General features: G+C 64.5%; 14 protein-coding genes. 4 read left to right on the top strand and 10 right to left on the bottom strand.

Annotated features, from left to right (window positions below; translation table 11 throughout):
• Nucleotides 1–26: 26 nt before the first annotated feature.
• Together QCE73_RS23400 and QCE73_RS23395 are read right to left on the bottom strand one after the other, a co-directional pair.
• Nucleotides 27–404, bottom strand: coding sequence for a DUF3331 domain-containing protein (locus QCE73_RS23400; RefSeq protein WP_309883783.1), 378 nt, complete (start codon nt 402–404; stop codon nt 27–29).
• A 39-nt stretch (nt 405–443) separates the two neighbouring features.
• Entirely contained in the window at nt 444–1370 is a 927-nt protein-coding gene (locus QCE73_RS23395) for an AraC family transcriptional regulator (protein WP_309883782.1), read from the bottom strand.
• A gap of 462 nt (nt 1371–1832) precedes the next feature.
• Here QCE73_RS23395 and QCE73_RS23390 point away from each other — a divergent pair, with 462 nt between their 5' ends.
• The 3 genes from QCE73_RS23390 to QCE73_RS23380 all read left to right on the top strand — a co-directional run bounded on the left by QCE73_RS23390 (nt 1833) and on the right by QCE73_RS23380 (nt 4592).
• Nucleotides 1833–2174: a DUF4148 domain-containing protein gene (locus QCE73_RS23390; protein ID WP_309883781.1), complete on the top strand. Its 342-nt coding sequence runs from the start codon at nt 1833–1835 to the stop codon at nt 2172–2174.
• Between the two features lie 49 nt (nt 2175–2223).
• Nucleotides 2224–3027 (top strand): alpha/beta hydrolase, encoded by an 804-nt coding sequence (locus QCE73_RS23385; protein WP_309883779.1) that lies wholly within the window; start codon nt 2224–2226, stop codon nt 3025–3027.
• 155 nt (nt 3028–3182) lie between these two features.
• On the top strand, nt 3183–4592 hold the full coding sequence (locus tag QCE73_RS23380) for an HdeD family acid-resistance protein (RefSeq protein WP_035504118.1): 1410 nt from the start codon (nt 3183–3185) through the stop codon (nt 4590–4592).
• Between the two features lie 12 nt (nt 4593–4604).
• On the opposite strand, the gene QCE73_RS23375 is transcribed toward QCE73_RS23380, so the two are convergent.
• From QCE73_RS23375 to QCE73_RS23345, 7 genes are all read right to left on the bottom strand, one after another.
• On the bottom strand, nt 4605–5930 hold the full coding sequence (locus QCE73_RS23375) for an NYN domain-containing protein (protein ID WP_309883778.1): 1326 nt from the start codon (nt 5928–5930) through the stop codon (nt 4605–4607).
• 70 nt (nt 5931–6000) lie between these two features.
• Entirely contained in the window at nt 6001–7050 is a 1050-nt protein-coding gene (locus tag QCE73_RS23370; RefSeq protein ID WP_309883777.1) for a nitronate monooxygenase, read from the bottom strand.
• Between the two features lie 106 nt (nt 7051–7156).
• Nucleotides 7157–7546, bottom strand: coding sequence for a cupin domain-containing protein (locus QCE73_RS23365; protein ID WP_309883776.1), 390 nt, complete (start codon nt 7544–7546; stop codon nt 7157–7159).
• Between the two features lie 82 nt (nt 7547–7628).
• On the bottom strand, nt 7629–8465 hold the full coding sequence (locus QCE73_RS23360) for an AraC family transcriptional regulator (protein WP_309883775.1): 837 nt from the start codon (nt 8463–8465) through the stop codon (nt 7629–7631).
• Nucleotides 8466–8509: 44 nt separating this feature from the next.
• The gene (locus QCE73_RS23355; RefSeq protein ID WP_309883774.1) at nt 8510–8899 is read right to left on the bottom strand and encodes a polyketide cyclase; all 390 of its coding nucleotides are present in this window, start codon (nt 8897–8899) and stop codon (nt 8510–8512) included.
• Nucleotides 8900–8912: 13 nt separating this feature from the next.
• Nucleotides 8913–10592 carry a DNA-binding protein gene (locus tag QCE73_RS23350; protein WP_309883773.1) on the bottom strand — a complete coding sequence of 560 codons (1680 nt, stop codon included), beginning with the start codon at nt 10590–10592 and terminating at the stop codon, nt 8913–8915.
• Between the two features lie 271 nt (nt 10593–10863).
• Nucleotides 10864–11169, bottom strand: a complete 306-nt coding sequence (locus tag QCE73_RS23345; RefSeq protein ID WP_309883771.1) for a DUF4148 domain-containing protein — start codon at nt 11167–11169, stop codon at nt 10864–10866.
• Between the two features lie 244 nt (nt 11170–11413).
• Here QCE73_RS23345 and QCE73_RS23340 point away from each other — a divergent pair, with 244 nt between their 5' ends.
• Complete coding sequence (locus tag QCE73_RS23340; RefSeq protein WP_309883770.1) at nt 11414–12343, top strand: LysR substrate-binding domain-containing protein; 930 nt, start codon at nt 11414–11416, stop codon at nt 12341–12343.
• Here the strand turns inward: QCE73_RS23340 and nanR are convergent.
• Nucleotides 12333–13040, bottom strand: a complete 708-nt coding sequence (gene nanR / locus QCE73_RS23335; protein ID WP_309883769.1) for a transcriptional regulator NanR — start codon at nt 13038–13040, stop codon at nt 12333–12335. The genes QCE73_RS23340 and nanR overlap by 11 nt on opposite strands.
• Nucleotides 13041–13062: the final 22 nt, after the last annotated feature.

Genomic DNA, 13062 nt, shown 5'->3' with positions numbered 1-13062 from the left:
CGTTCGCGGCAGCGCGCATCAGCGATTCACAACGACGCCGCCTGATCCAGCACCGACGCCAGAATCATCGCCCCTGCATTGCTCGGCACCGGCCGCGGATTCGGCCCATAGACCTGGTCGCCCGGACGAATCTCGCGGCCACTCATCGCGCACACGCCAGCAGTGCGCGCGCGCATCGCACGCCACACCTGATCGCCGTAGCAGCAGCGCGTCGAGTCGCGCCATTCGATCGTCGCCGTCGTCGTCGACGGACGTTCGATCAGCTTCACGGTCACGCGGCGCTCGCCCGTTTGCGTGAAGGGACGCCTCGCCGAAGGCGTCCCGAAGTTCACACCGTCATTCAGCGACGTCAGTTGAAAGATCGTCTGCGCCCACGGATCGAGTGCGATTGCAGCTTCAGCCATGTCCGGCTCCTTATCGAAGAAAGTCGTTGATCGCTCCGCTCACGCGGCGTCGAGCGTGTTCGTCTGCCAGTGCTTCGGCGTGGCGCCGACAAGTCGCTTGAAGACCGTCGTGAAATGCGCCTGCGAACGAAAGCCGCAGCAGAGCGCGACATCGAGCATGCTGTGCCTGGATGTGCGCAGCAGTTGCTGCGCACGCTCGATGCGCTTTTGCAGCAGGTACTCGTGCGGACGCATGCCTGTCGCGCGGCGGAACTGCGCGGCGAAGTGCATGCGCGTGAGACCCGTGCTCGACGCGATATCCGCGAGGCTGATGTTCTCCGCGAGATGCGCATCGACGAATTCGGATACGCGATTGATGCGCCATTGCGGCAACGCCGATGGCTCGCGTCCGCGCGCAACGGGCGCCGCGAAATGACGCGCGACGAGCCGCGACACGATCGCGAGACCAATGCTCTCGATGAACATGCTGCCGAGCGCCGCGCCTTCGGTCTTGCACACGGCGAGCGTCTGGCCGAGCCGTTCGAGCGCGGGATCGCGAATCAGCTTCGGATCGTCGAGAACGATATCGCCCGCATGGGGACGATGAAAGAGATCGTCATGGCACTCCGCCAACGCTTCCTGCGGCACGAAGAGATGCAGGACGTCCATCGCCGACTGGAACACCGCGCTTACACGTGTCGCGGGCGCGGTGACCTGCACGACGCCCGCGGGCACGCGCCCGTGCAGCAGCTTGCGGCCCGCATGATGAAAGATCAGCGACGCGCACTTCAGATTCAGGCTGACGCAATGAAACGTGCCGCTGCCGTCGCTGGACACTTCGAGCGGCGATTCGCCATGATGCAGCCAGCGCGCCATCGTGATACGCCGCGCGGGCTGGACGGCGGCCGGGCTGCGCCACCGGTCTTCCAGTTCGATCAATGGCGCTCGCGCGGGCGTCGCGGAATGCGAAAGGAGATTGAGATTCATGATAGGTCCGTTGCTTGACTGAAGCCTGTGCGGCCGATCGATGACCGGCATCGCGACGACTCCAAGTTAATCAAACGGAAACCACGCGCCTAGCCGTACATACGGTTGACGACATCGCCTGATGGTTGATTCAACCTATATCAAGGTTTGATATCGGCGAAGCGATAACACCTTCGTATAAGCGTCTAACACGCGCGGATGAGACGGCTCATCCGGACGTCGCATTTAATACCGTCGCACGGTTGAAGCGCCGCTGTGCGCGCCATGCGAACGTTTAGCCGATACACCGATAACGGCTGCAGGCACGCTCCTTCGTAGGTGTAGTCGCGGCGCGCACCGGTCGATAAAGTGTCGTCAAGGTCGCGGCATGAACACGGACCAACGGCCTTATCAACGGAAACCGAAAAAAATATTTATTTCGGATACCAGATTAACTTCATCATTATCCACCCGGAGTCGAACATGAAAAAGTATCTCGTCAGCTTCACCCTCGTTGCCGCCACGCTCGCCGCACCCGCTCTCGCATTCGCGCAATCGAACGCTCCCGTCACGCGTGCACAGGTCCGCGCCGATCTCGTCGCCGTCGAAAAGGCAGGCTATAACCCGGCGCTCGCGAGCGATCCGTACTACCCGTCGGACATTCAGGCAGCGGAAGCGAAGGTCGCCACGCAACATGCCGGCGCAATGCAGGCCTACGGCGGCGTGCAAACCGGCACGAGCGCATCGAGCGCGCCGAAACATGTATCGATGAACAACACGTGCGTCGGGCCGATCGACTTCTGCCAGCCGTTCTTCGGTAGCTGATCCGCGCGTCCGGATCGACGATCTCTCATTCGCACAAGCGGAGTCCTTCATGAAGCGAATCTTTCAAGCAGCGTCGATGCTGGCGCTGTCGGCCGGTGTGTTCGCATCGACCGGCGCAATGGCTCAGGATGCCACCCCGGCCGCCGATGCCCACGCGCCCGTCAAAAACATCGTTCTCGTTCACGGCGCGTGGGTCGACGGCTCGGGATGGAAGCCGGTCTACGACATCCTGACCCGCGACGGCTATCACGTCACGATGGTGCAGGAACCGCTGACATCGCTCGAAGCCGACATCGCCGCGACCAAACGCGTGCTCGACCTGCAGCACGGTCCGGCGATCCTCGTCGGCCATAGTTATGGCGGATCGGTCATCACGGAAGCGGGCGTGCATCCGAAGGTCGCGGGGCTCGTCTATGTCGCGGCGCATGCGCCGAACGTGGGCGAAGATGAAGGCGCGCTCGGCAAAAAGACGCCCAGCTTTCTCGCGAAGCAGACGGACGCCGTCGAAAAGACAGCGGATGGCTACACGTATCTGAATCCCGCCGTCTTCCCGAAAGACTTCGCCGCGGATCTGCCGCTCAGGCAGGCCCGGTTCGAATCGCACTCGCAGATTCTGACGGCGGCGCAAGTCTTCTCGACGCCGCTGACGGCCGCGGCGTGGACGTCGAAGCCGAGCTGGGGCATCGTGGCCGGCAGCGACAAGATCATCAATCCGGAGCTCGAACGCTGGTACTACGAGCGCGCGCATAGTCACATGACGGTCATTCCGCGCGCGAGCCATTCCGTGTACGAATCGAAGCCGCAGCAGGTCGCGGCGGTCATCGAAGATGCCGCGAAGCATGCGGTGCAGTAAATGACGTGACCGCGCGGCTGTCGTGTTCCCGCACGGCAGCCGCGCGCATTCGTCTGTGGTTTTCCCGTTCTTGCCGCTTTCGCCGTCAATGCCTTATATAGTGTGTGGCCGCGCATCTCCCGCACAAGGCATCGAATGATCAGACGGAGGAATCGATGGTTCGGCTCGTGATGATTCTGCTCGGCGTCGACTATCTGCGCACGCGATGGCGCGCGGTGCTGACGCTCGGGCTGCTCAGCATCGCGCTCGGCGGCGTCATCTTCACCGATGCGCTCGACGGTTCGCTCTACTTTCCCATCGTGCCCTTCGCGCTGATGATGCTGTTCGAAGGCCTCGCCACGCTCGCCGTCGCATGGACAGGCATGGGCGGCCAGCGCAAGCTGCGTTATGTGAAAGGCACGACGTTCTGCCTCTCGGCGCTGCTCGTGCTGTTCGGCGGCGAGCACGGCAACTTCGTGCTGTCGCTCATCTTCGGCACGCTCTTTCTCGTCGATGGCGCCTTGCAGATCGTCTCCGCGCGCGTGGTCCGCTTTCGAAAGTGGCGCCTCGCGATGGCAGGCGGCGTGCTCGAAATCGCCATCGCCATCTTTTTCTATCAGCCTTATCCCGATCACTACGCGGGAACGGTCGCCTATTGCGTCGCGTTCGGCCTCTTCTTCGGCGGCTGGAACATGATCCTGCTCGCGGCGCGCGTGCGGCGCATGGCGGCGAATCCTGCCGTCGATGGCGAATCGAGCGCGAATGCGCAGGAAGAACCGGCGTCCGCCGCGCCCTCGTTCGCCGGCGCGGTCTGGGACGGCCCGCCCGCGCCCGATGAAGCCGCGCTGACCGTGCACGTGTGGACGCCGGTCGGCACGGCGAAATCGCAGACGAAGCGGCAGTTGATCGTCGATCGATACATCGCCGCCATCGACAGAAACGGCACCATTTCGACCGGCCACGCGGCGCTGGAGACGCCCGAAGGCGTGTACATCAGCCTGTATCCCGCGGTCGAGATCGACCGTTCGCCGAACGAATTTACCCGCACGCTGCGCGCGACGCGCGAGAACGACGTGCCCGGCCTCTTTCAGCCCGACTACGAGACCGAGTCGAAAGCGTGGTGTCCGTCGACGCAGCAGGTGCGCATCCGCAATTACGATCCGGTGAGGCTCGCGCGCTTCTGGCAGACGTATCAGCGCGACACGACCTATAACCTCACATATCGCAATTGTTCGAGTTCCGTGGCGCGGGCGCTGGAAGCGGCGATCGAGGGCGCGTCGGCGCGCGTATGGGGCAAGGGCGGCGGATGGAAGCCGCTCGTGCGCATCATGGCGACGCCCGAGCTATGGGTCGCGGCGCAAGTGCGAAAGCGCGCCGCCACGATGGCCTGGACGCCGGGCCTCACGCTCGATTACGCGCGCGCGCTCAGCATGCTCGCGGACCCGCGCCACTCGGGCTGGGTGAAGATGGCGCGCATCGCGGTCGCGACGATGTATCGCTCGCGCAAGCGCTGGCGCGCCGAAGAACATGCGGCGGCGCGTGAGCAAGGAGACGCGTCGGTGTCGGCGGAGCAGCGTACCGGTTGAAGCGATATCGGGTTACTCGACCACGGCCTTGCGCGAACGACTACCGCGTGAGGACGATTTGCGCGGCGGCTTCGCCGTTTCGGCAACCGTCGTGACGCCTTCGTTCGATGCATCGGCATCGCTCTGCTTCGCAGCAGTCTTGCGCGCGCGACGCGGCGTAGCGGGTTTTTTCGGCGCGGGCGCGGGTGCGGGCTCGGGCGCAGGTTCAACCTGCGGTTCGAACATCTCGCGTTCGACCGGCATGGGCGCTTCTTCCACGAACACGGCGTCTTCCTGCGCGGCTGCCTGAGCCGCTTTCCGTGCACCTCGTCTTTCTCTGCGCCTGCTGTTCGCCGAACCTTCGTGTTCTTTCGGAACGACCGGCGTCGATACTTCTTCCTCGAACACGACGGGCTCCGGCGCGGCCACGAACTCGGTTTTCCTCGCGCCGCGTTTCTCGCGTCGCCTGCTGTTTCCCGCGCTTTCGTGTTCTTTCGGTGCGGCCTGTGCTTCGGCCTGCCTCACATCCACAGCCGCGACCTGAGCGGACTGCGCGGAGCGAAACACGAACGCGCCGGATTTATCGTCGCGGCCGACTTCGAGCAGACCGCGCGACTGCGCTTCATCGAGCAGATTGCCGAACGCGCGAAAGCCGTATTGCGTTTCGCTGAAGCCCGGCTTGCGGCGCTTGATCGCGCTCTTCAACACCGACGCCCAGATCTTGCCGCTCTCGCCGCGCTCCGATGCGAGCGCCTCGAAAGTCTCGACGGTGATCGCGATTGCCTGCGACTTGCGCGATTCCGTCTCCTGCTTCGGATGCCGTTCCTCGTCGGGCGTGCGCTTCGATTCGCGCTGCTCGCGCTTGGCGATCGCGCGTTGCTGCTCGCGCACGAGGTCGTCGTAGAAGATGAACTCGTCGCAGTTCGCGACGAGCAGGTCGGACGTCGATTGCTTCACGCCCACGCCGATCACCTTCTTCGCGTTCTCGCGCAGCTTCGACACGAGCGGCGAGAAGTCGGAGTCGCCGCTGATGATGACGAAGGTATCGACATGCGATTTCGTGTAGCAGAGATCGAGCGCATCGACGACGAGGCGAATGTCGGCCGAGTTCTTGCCCGACTGGCGCACGTGCGGAATCTCGATCATTTCGAAGCTGGCCTCGTGCATCGCCGACTTGAAGCCTTTGTAGCGATCCCAGTCGCAATAGGCCTTCTTGACGACGATGCTTCCCTTCAGCAGCAGGCGTTCGAGCACCGGCCGGATATCGAATTTCTCGTACTTCGCATCGCGAACGCCGAGCGCGACATTTTCGAAGTCGCAGAACAACGCCATGCTGACGCTTTCCTGAGGTCCAGCCATATGATTCTCCAGCCCGTGCGGCATGTTTTGGAATGCGCACATGATAGCTTGTCGGGCCGATGGCCGTTCGTCACTCGCCGCCGCCGATGTTCAGGCTCTTGTCGCGCCGCGCGAGCAGATCGTCGAGCGCCTCGTTCGCCTCGCGCATCAGACGTTCGATGACTTCGCCCGCCGATGTCCGCTCGTTCACCAGCGCCGACGATTCCCCCGCGAAGAGCGCCATCTTTTCCATATCGCCCGTGGTCGAGCGCAGCGGCGAAATCGTGCTGTACTTTTCGACCGCCCCCCATTCGTCATGCGCGATGACCTCGCGCGGCAGCGCATAGGGATCGTTGCCGAAGAGATGATCGCGCGCCGCATCCGTCACGCTGTTCGCGAGCACGCGCACCGGCGAGCCGGCGGGCCAGTTGATCGCGTAGATGTCGGTGTGGATCGTGTCGCCCGCGCGCGCATCGATCACGCGTTGCTTGTGATAGTCGTGCGCATAGGATTCGTGCGTCGGCAGAAAGACGGTGCCGCAATGCACGCCGCTCGCACCGAGCGCCAGCGCCGCGACGAGCCCCGCGCCCGTCGCGATGCCGCCCGATGCGACCACCGGCACGCCGATATGCGCGGCGATTTCGGGCAGCAGCGTCATGATGCCGGTCGAGCCGCGCACGTGCCCGCCGGCCTCGACGCCTTGCGCCACGATCACGTCCGCGCCCGCCTTTTCCGCGCGCAACGCGTCTTCGAGCGAGCCGACCTGATACAGCACGAGCGCGCCGCCGTCCTTCGCACGCGCGACGATATCGGGGTAGACGTCCCAGAAGAAACACATCGCCGGGACGCGCAATTCGAGGCATGCGTCGAGTTCGGCGGCCAGCAGGCCGGGCTTCGTGCCCGCCGGAATGAGATTGACGCCGAATGGCCGATCCGTCGCGGCGCGCACGGCGGCGACTTCGTTCGCGATCGTCTCGGGCGATTCGCGCACCATGCCGAGCAGTCCGAAGCCACCTGCATTCGACACCGCCGACGCGAGTTCTGCACGCGCGGGGCCGCCCATGCCCGCGGAAACGATCGGATAACGGCAGCCGAGCACACGGGTCAATTCGGTATCGAATGGCGCAGCGTTCGCGGTCATACGGGCCTCGCGCGAGTGAACGGTCCGAATGCGAATGACGGACCATCGCCCAAGCCTAGTCCCGACGGGACCCGCTTTCAAGCATGCTCATTGCCGCTTTCCGGCGTCAGATCCAGAGATCGTTCGGCGCGGTGCGCTCGTTGCGCTCGTCGCCCGTATTCACGACGCCGCGCGGCTCAATGAGCATGATCTTCACTTCGCGCGCCGCATAGGGTTTGTGCTCGACGCCCTTCGGCACGATGCCGATTTCGCCCGCACGCAGATGCATCGCGCCGTCGCGAAAGTCGATGCGCAATTCGCCTTCGAGGACGATGAACGTCTCGTCGGTATCGGCATGACGATGCCAGACGAAATCGCCTTCGAGACGCGCAACCTTGAACTGGTAGTCGTTCATTTCGGCGATCACGCGCTGCTGCCAGAAGCCTTCGATCTTGCGCGCCTTGTCGAGCGGATCGATAGCGATACGCTGACCGCGTGAAACGGGTGTGGATGTCATGGCGAAGCTCCTTGACCTGGACGATGAATCAGCCGAGGCTAACGCCCGCACATCGCGCACGTCTTGAACGATCGTGCGCGGTTTAGCGCGACTCCGCGCCGCGTGCGATCGCCCGCCAGCGCGCGGGCGGCATGCCGAACGCGCGCGTGAACTGGCGCGTCATGTGACTCTGATCGGCGAAACCCGCATGGGCCGCGATATCCGCGAGCGATGCGCCGGTCAGCATCAGACGGCGCACGAGATCGAGCCGGCGCATCGTCAGATAGCGATACGGGCTCGTGCCGTAAAACTTGCGGAAATCGCGCGACAGGGCGAACCGGTCGCGACCCGTCACGCGTTCGAGTTCATCCAGAGTGATGATGCGGTCGCAGTTCGCGTGGAGAAATTCCTGTGCGCGCGCGGCGCTCGCATAGTCGCCGCTATCGGCGATCATTTGCCCGCCGGACGCTTGCGCGAGTGCTAGCGCCAGTTCGGTCAGCGCGTCGTGCTGTTCGAGCGGTTCGAGCGGCGGCAGCGCGCCCTCCGTGCGCTGGAGCAGCGCTTCCGTCGCGCGGCAGACGCGCACATCCGTCGTCACGCCGCCTTCGACGAAAGGCAGCGCGCGGCCACCGAGGATCGCCTGAATCAGCGCGGGTTCGACATACAGCATGCGATAGCGGAAGCCTTCACCGGTGCCCGCTTGCCCGTCATGAAGTTCGTCGGGATGCAGGACCATCGTCTGGCCTGGCACGCTATGGCGAAGCGTGCGACGGTAGTTGAAGCTCTGGACGCCCGCGAGCGTGCGGCCGATCGCATAGGTGTCGTGCCGGTGCAGGCCGTATGCCTTGCCGCCGAACCACGCTTCGATACGCTCGATGCCTTCGGTCGGCTCGGCGCGTTTCACCCAGTCCGACGCGGTTTTCTTCTTGCGCTCGTTCATCTCGGCTACCGCTCCCGGCATTTCGTTGACGGCGATATCGGATGCTAGCCGTAACGCGCCGCGAGCGCGGCGAGGTCGCGGCGGACCCAGTCGGCATCGGCGGCGAATTGCTCGTCGGACATGCCGGGCTGGCGGAACAGCGTGAGCGCCACTTCAGCGCCCGCGCCGTTCTGATACACGCGCAACGGCACGTAGACCTCGTCACCGTTCGGCAGGCCGACGCGATGATCCATCACGCCGAGCGCATTGTGACCGGTGAAGCGGATCGTCACGTCGCCTTCGGGACCGCGGGCGCGCCAGTGGTCGCCCATGTCGTCGAGCGTCGACTGTGCGAGTCCCGACGCCCACGTCGGAAAGACTTCCGGACGCCAGATCGCGTCGTAGAGCTCACGCCAGTCGCGATCGATCGTTACGGTGAGGGTCCGCGTTTCCATCGTCACATGAGGATCACGTTTCGATCTTCGACATCACCGCCGTGGCCGGATCGTAGCGATAGCCCTTTTGCGCGAGCTGCTGCGCCATCTTGTCTCCGATCACCTTCTGCTGCGCCTCGCGCAACACGAGTTCGTGATCCGGCTTCATGCGCTCCAGTTCGACCGCAAGCCTGCGCATCAGCGCGACTTCGCCGGTGCTGCGGGCATCGATGAAAAGAATCTTCTCGTTGGCCACATCGAGACGCTGGCGCAAGTCCTTCGCGTAGGTGACCCATTGCTCGGCGTTGGCGCGAAGGTCGTCGTAGGCCTTCGAATGCGCCTTCGCCTGCGCCGAAATCTGACGCTGCAGCGACGCAAGCTCCGACTCTTCACCCTGCTCCTTCTCGACCAGGCGCTTCGCGAGATCGGTCGCGTTCTTCTCGGCGGTCTCGGCGCGCTCGCGCAACGCGTTGACGTCGTTCGACACGCGCGCGAGTTCTGCGCCCTGCTCGGCCTTCTGCTCCATCAGCGCGCTGATCTGCTTGCGCGCTTCGTCCAGCTCGCCGCCGACACGCCCCGCGTGATCGCGATGCGCCGAAATCTCCGTCTTCAGCGTAGCCGCGTTCTCGCGCTCGGCCGCGAGCGCACCGCGCGCTTCGTTCAACTCCGCTTCCAGCGCCGCGACGCGCGCGAGGCCTTCGCTCGCCTGCGCTTCGGCAGTCTGCGCGCGCGCATGTGCGGCGTTCGCATCCTGCGACCAGCGTTCGGCTTCAGCCGATTTTTCCTGCGATGCGAGGCTCAACGCTTCGTGCTGCTCGCGCACCTGATCGCGCTCTTGTGCGATGCGCGCGAGCTCGTCGTCCTTGCCCGCGATCAGCGCATGCAGTTCCGCGTGATCCTGACGCGCCTGGTCGCGTTCCTGCGCGATACGCGCGAGTTCCTCATCCTTGCCCGCGAGCGATGCGTGCAGATTCCCGTGCTGCTGACGCACCTGATCGAGTTCTCCGGCGATACGCGCGAGCGCTTCGTCCTTGCCCGACATCGACGCATGCAGTTCCGTATGGTCCTGCCGCGCCTGATCGCGCTCTTGCGCAATGCGCGCGACGTCTTCGTTCAGCGCGTTTTTCGCGCGCCGCTCTTCGTCGAGCGACGCATTCAGCGCTTCCAGTCGCGCCTGTTCCGCCGATGCGCGCTGCTGCGCTTCCTCGACGCGCGACTCGGCCGTCTGCGCACGTTCCGTGGCTGCCTCGAACTCTTGGCGCAACCGCGCGACCGAGTCTTCCGATGCCCGCAACGCGCTCAACATTTCCGTTGTTTGCTGGCGGTTCTTCGCGGCCTCGTCGCCGGTCTTCTGGAACTCGGCGAGCGCCTCGTCGCGCTCCGCGAGCGCGGTCGAAAGCCGCTGGCTCACGACGGACAGGCGCTGACCGGACATCCGTTCGGTTTCGTCGCGCGAGACGGTCCAGAGCCGCCGCGCGACGTTCACGAGCGTCTCGGCGAGGTCGTCGGGGAGGCCGGTCGGCGCCTGCTGCTGCGGCATGTCCGGGGAATGCGCCTCGCGCCAGCGCTGCAGGCCCGCCGCGATGGCGACGACCGAGCCGCCCCCGGCTTCCGTCCAGACGGTCACGGGGGTGACCTTGCGGCCTTCTTGCGTCAGGCGATCGGCGATCGACGCGATCTGTTCGTCGGTGATGATGTCTACGTCTGTGGGCATATGCGCCTCGAAAATCAATGGCGTCGCACTCGAAAAATTGCGATACGTTGTTACATTCGGCTTAATCCGCGTCGGGGCGGAAAGGGATGATACCCATTTTCCGCGTCCGCCATTCCGCAGCACGTCACATGCCGGCGAAATCGGGATTTTGAAGCGAGAGTGTATCGCCTGCGAGGCGGTAATTTCGAGACGTAACGCGTTATTCGCGCAAACGCATCGAGCCCGGACGGGCGCTCCGTCCGGGCTCCTGAAAGCGGCTGAATCCGCGCGCTTACGGCTTCGCGAAAACCGGACCGAGACCGATGACGCTCGTATCCGAACGCGCGCCCGAGTCGACATTGCCGCTCGCCGGCGCGCCGTATGCGTTCAGGCCCTTCGCGGCCGCGATGCGCGCCTCGGCGGCCTGGATGTTTTGCGGATATTGGGTCTGGTCGCTCGCCGGGTCATAGCCGGCCTTTTGCAATTCGACGAGTTGCGCGCGCACTTCCGCACGGGTGACCGGCTGGTTCGACTGCGCAAACGAGAAAGCCGGAAGCGCGACAGCGGCAGCGACGATGAGCGATTGAATGACTTTCATGATTTACCTCCAGAGAATGTAATGGAAGTCCGTCTTGTCGATCCGCCTTGTGTTGCGAATCGTTCGGGCTTGGAGGTATTAAAACCGGCGGACGTATCTGGCTTGTTTCGTGGAAAGCCGGTTATGAAACGGCGTGTGTCGGCGTTCAGTGCGGATACAGTGCGATACAAAGACGCCGTGCCGTCTACAATCGGCTTGCCCGTATCGAAACGGGAAATAATCGGCACCACACCGGGAGGAGACCATGCAGACCCCGCGCCCTTCGCTGAACGCCCTGCGCGCGTTCGAAGCCGTGGCGCGCCTGCGCAGTATGACGCTCGCCGCGCAGGAGCTGTGCGTCACGCATGGCGCGATCAGCCGGCAGGTGAAGGCGCTGGAGGACACGCTCGGGCTCACGCTGCTCGTGCGCTCGGCGCAGTCGTCGGATCCGACGCCCGAAGGCAGACGCCTCGCCGAAGGCCTCACGACCGCGTTCAATCTCATCGACGCGAGCATCGAGCAACTGAAGCCGGAGCCGCTCACGCTGTCGTGCTCCGCGACCATCATGATGAACTGGCTGATTCCGCGGATCGCGGGGTTTCATCGGCGCTATCCGCAGACCGAGCTCAAGTTCAACATGAACTACGATCAGATCGATTTCGTGCGCGACAAGATCAGCGTCGCGATTCGCGCGAACACGATCGAACCGCCGAGGGACGCGATCACACGCACGCTCATCGACGAATGGATCGGGCCGGTGTGCTCGCCGGAGTATGCGCAGTCGATCGGCCTGACAAGCCCCGCCGATCTCGCGCGCGCGAAGCTGCTATCCACCCGCACGCGCCCCGAAGCGTGGACCGACTGGTATCGCGCGACCGACGTAGCGCCGCTCGCCGGTGCGGGCGCGGATGCCTACGATCACTTCTATCTGCTGATCCAGGCGGCCGTGTGCGGCCTGGGTGTGGCGCTCGTGCCGCAGTTGCTCGTGATGAACGATCTCATGTCCGGCAAGTTCGTCGCGCCGTTCGGCTTCGCGCCGGGTCCGCGCCAGCTCGTGCTGTGGGTCGCGCCGCATCTGCGCGCACATGCCGAGGTCGCGCAACTGGAACGCTGGTTGATCGAAGCGATGAACGAAAGCCTGAAGGAGATGACCGCGTTCCTGCGCACGCGCGACGGCGAAGCGCTCAGGACTTGATGAGCGTGCCGTAGAGCGCGCTCGCACGCGAGAGATGCGCGTGCATCGCGTCGGCGGCGGCGTCGCCGTCATGCGCGGCGATTGCCTCGACGATGCGTTCGTGTTCCGCGAGCGTCAACGATTCGGCGCCGGGCGCGCGCACCATCGGCCGATAGTATTCGGCGGCCCAGTTGAAGATCGATTCGACGATCGACGGATAGATCGGATTGCCCGTGATCCGCGCGATCTCGCGATGAAACGCCATGTCGCAGGCGAGAAACGCATCGCGGTCATCGACCGCCGCGCGCTGCGCCTCGACGCGCTCGACGAGCCGCGCGATGTCGTCTTCCGATGCCTTTTCGGCCGCCATGCGCGCCGTGCCCGTTTCGAGAAAGAGCCGCGCCGCTTTCAGATGCTCAAGCATGTCGGGCTGCGTGCGCAGCAGGTGCATGGTCCCGATCGCGATTTGCGCGATAAGGCTCTGCGCCGTCGGCACGACCACGCGCGCCCGCTCGCCATGCGCGATCTCGACGATGCCGGAGCGCTCGAGCGTCTGCAGCGCCTCGCGGATCGCGGGGCGCCCGACGCCATACGCTTCCATCAACTCGCGCTCGGAAGGCAGTTGCGCGCCGGGCGCGATCTCGCCCGAGCGGATGCGCGCCATCAACCGGTCGAGTACGTCCTGATACAGCTTGCGCCGCTGAATGATGTCAGCCATCGGAAATGCCTGTCTTCGATGA

The organism is Caballeronia sp. LZ029 (assembly GCF_031451275.1).
GTDB lineage: Bacteria > Pseudomonadota > Gammaproteobacteria > Burkholderiales > Burkholderiaceae > Caballeronia > Caballeronia jiangsuensis.
The sequence above is the reverse complement of the archived record's forward strand: the minus strand, read 5'-3'. Positions and strand labels throughout refer to the sequence as shown.

What these genes read in the sequence shown, in the direction of transcription:
- QCE73_RS23400 (WP_309883783.1), bottom strand. Translation starts at nt 404, where the DNA reads ATGGCTGAAGCTGCAATCGCACTCGATCCGTGGGCGCAGACGATCTTT.
- QCE73_RS23395 (WP_309883782.1), bottom strand. Translation starts at nt 1,370, where the DNA reads ATGAATCTCAATCTCCTTTCGCATTCCGCGACGCCCGCGCGAGCGCCA.
- QCE73_RS23390 (WP_309883781.1), top strand. Translation starts at nt 1,833, where the DNA reads ATGAAAAAGTATCTCGTCAGCTTCACCCTCGTTGCCGCCACGCTCGCC.
- QCE73_RS23385 (WP_309883779.1), top strand. Translation starts at nt 2,224, where the DNA reads ATGAAGCGAATCTTTCAAGCAGCGTCGATGCTGGCGCTGTCGGCCGGT.
- QCE73_RS23380 (WP_035504118.1), top strand. Translation starts at nt 3,183, where the DNA reads ATGGTTCGGCTCGTGATGATTCTGCTCGGCGTCGACTATCTGCGCACG.
- QCE73_RS23375 (WP_309883778.1), bottom strand. Translation starts at nt 5,930, where the DNA reads ATGGCTGGACCTCAGGAAAGCGTCAGCATGGCGTTGTTCTGCGACTTC.
- QCE73_RS23370 (WP_309883777.1), bottom strand. Translation starts at nt 7,050, where the DNA reads ATGACCGCGAACGCTGCGCCATTCGATACCGAATTGACCCGTGTGCTC.
- QCE73_RS23365 (WP_309883776.1), bottom strand. Translation starts at nt 7,546, where the DNA reads ATGACATCCACACCCGTTTCACGCGGTCAGCGTATCGCTATCGATCCG.
- QCE73_RS23360 (WP_309883775.1), bottom strand. Translation starts at nt 8,465, where the DNA reads ATGAACGAGCGCAAGAAGAAAACCGCGTCGGACTGGGTGAAACGCGCC.
- QCE73_RS23355 (WP_309883774.1), bottom strand. Translation starts at nt 8,899, where the DNA reads ATGGAAACGCGGACCCTCACCGTAACGATCGATCGCGACTGGCGTGAG.
- QCE73_RS23350 (WP_309883773.1), bottom strand. Translation starts at nt 10,592, where the DNA reads ATGCCCACAGACGTAGACATCATCACCGACGAACAGATCGCGTCGATC.
- QCE73_RS23345 (WP_309883771.1), bottom strand. Translation starts at nt 11,169, where the DNA reads ATGAAAGTCATTCAATCGCTCATCGTCGCTGCCGCTGTCGCGCTTCCG.
- QCE73_RS23340 (WP_309883770.1), top strand. Translation starts at nt 11,414, where the DNA reads ATGCAGACCCCGCGCCCTTCGCTGAACGCCCTGCGCGCGTTCGAAGCC.
- nanR (WP_309883769.1), bottom strand. Translation starts at nt 13,040, where the DNA reads ATGGCTGACATCATTCAGCGGCGCAAGCTGTATCAGGACGTACTCGAC.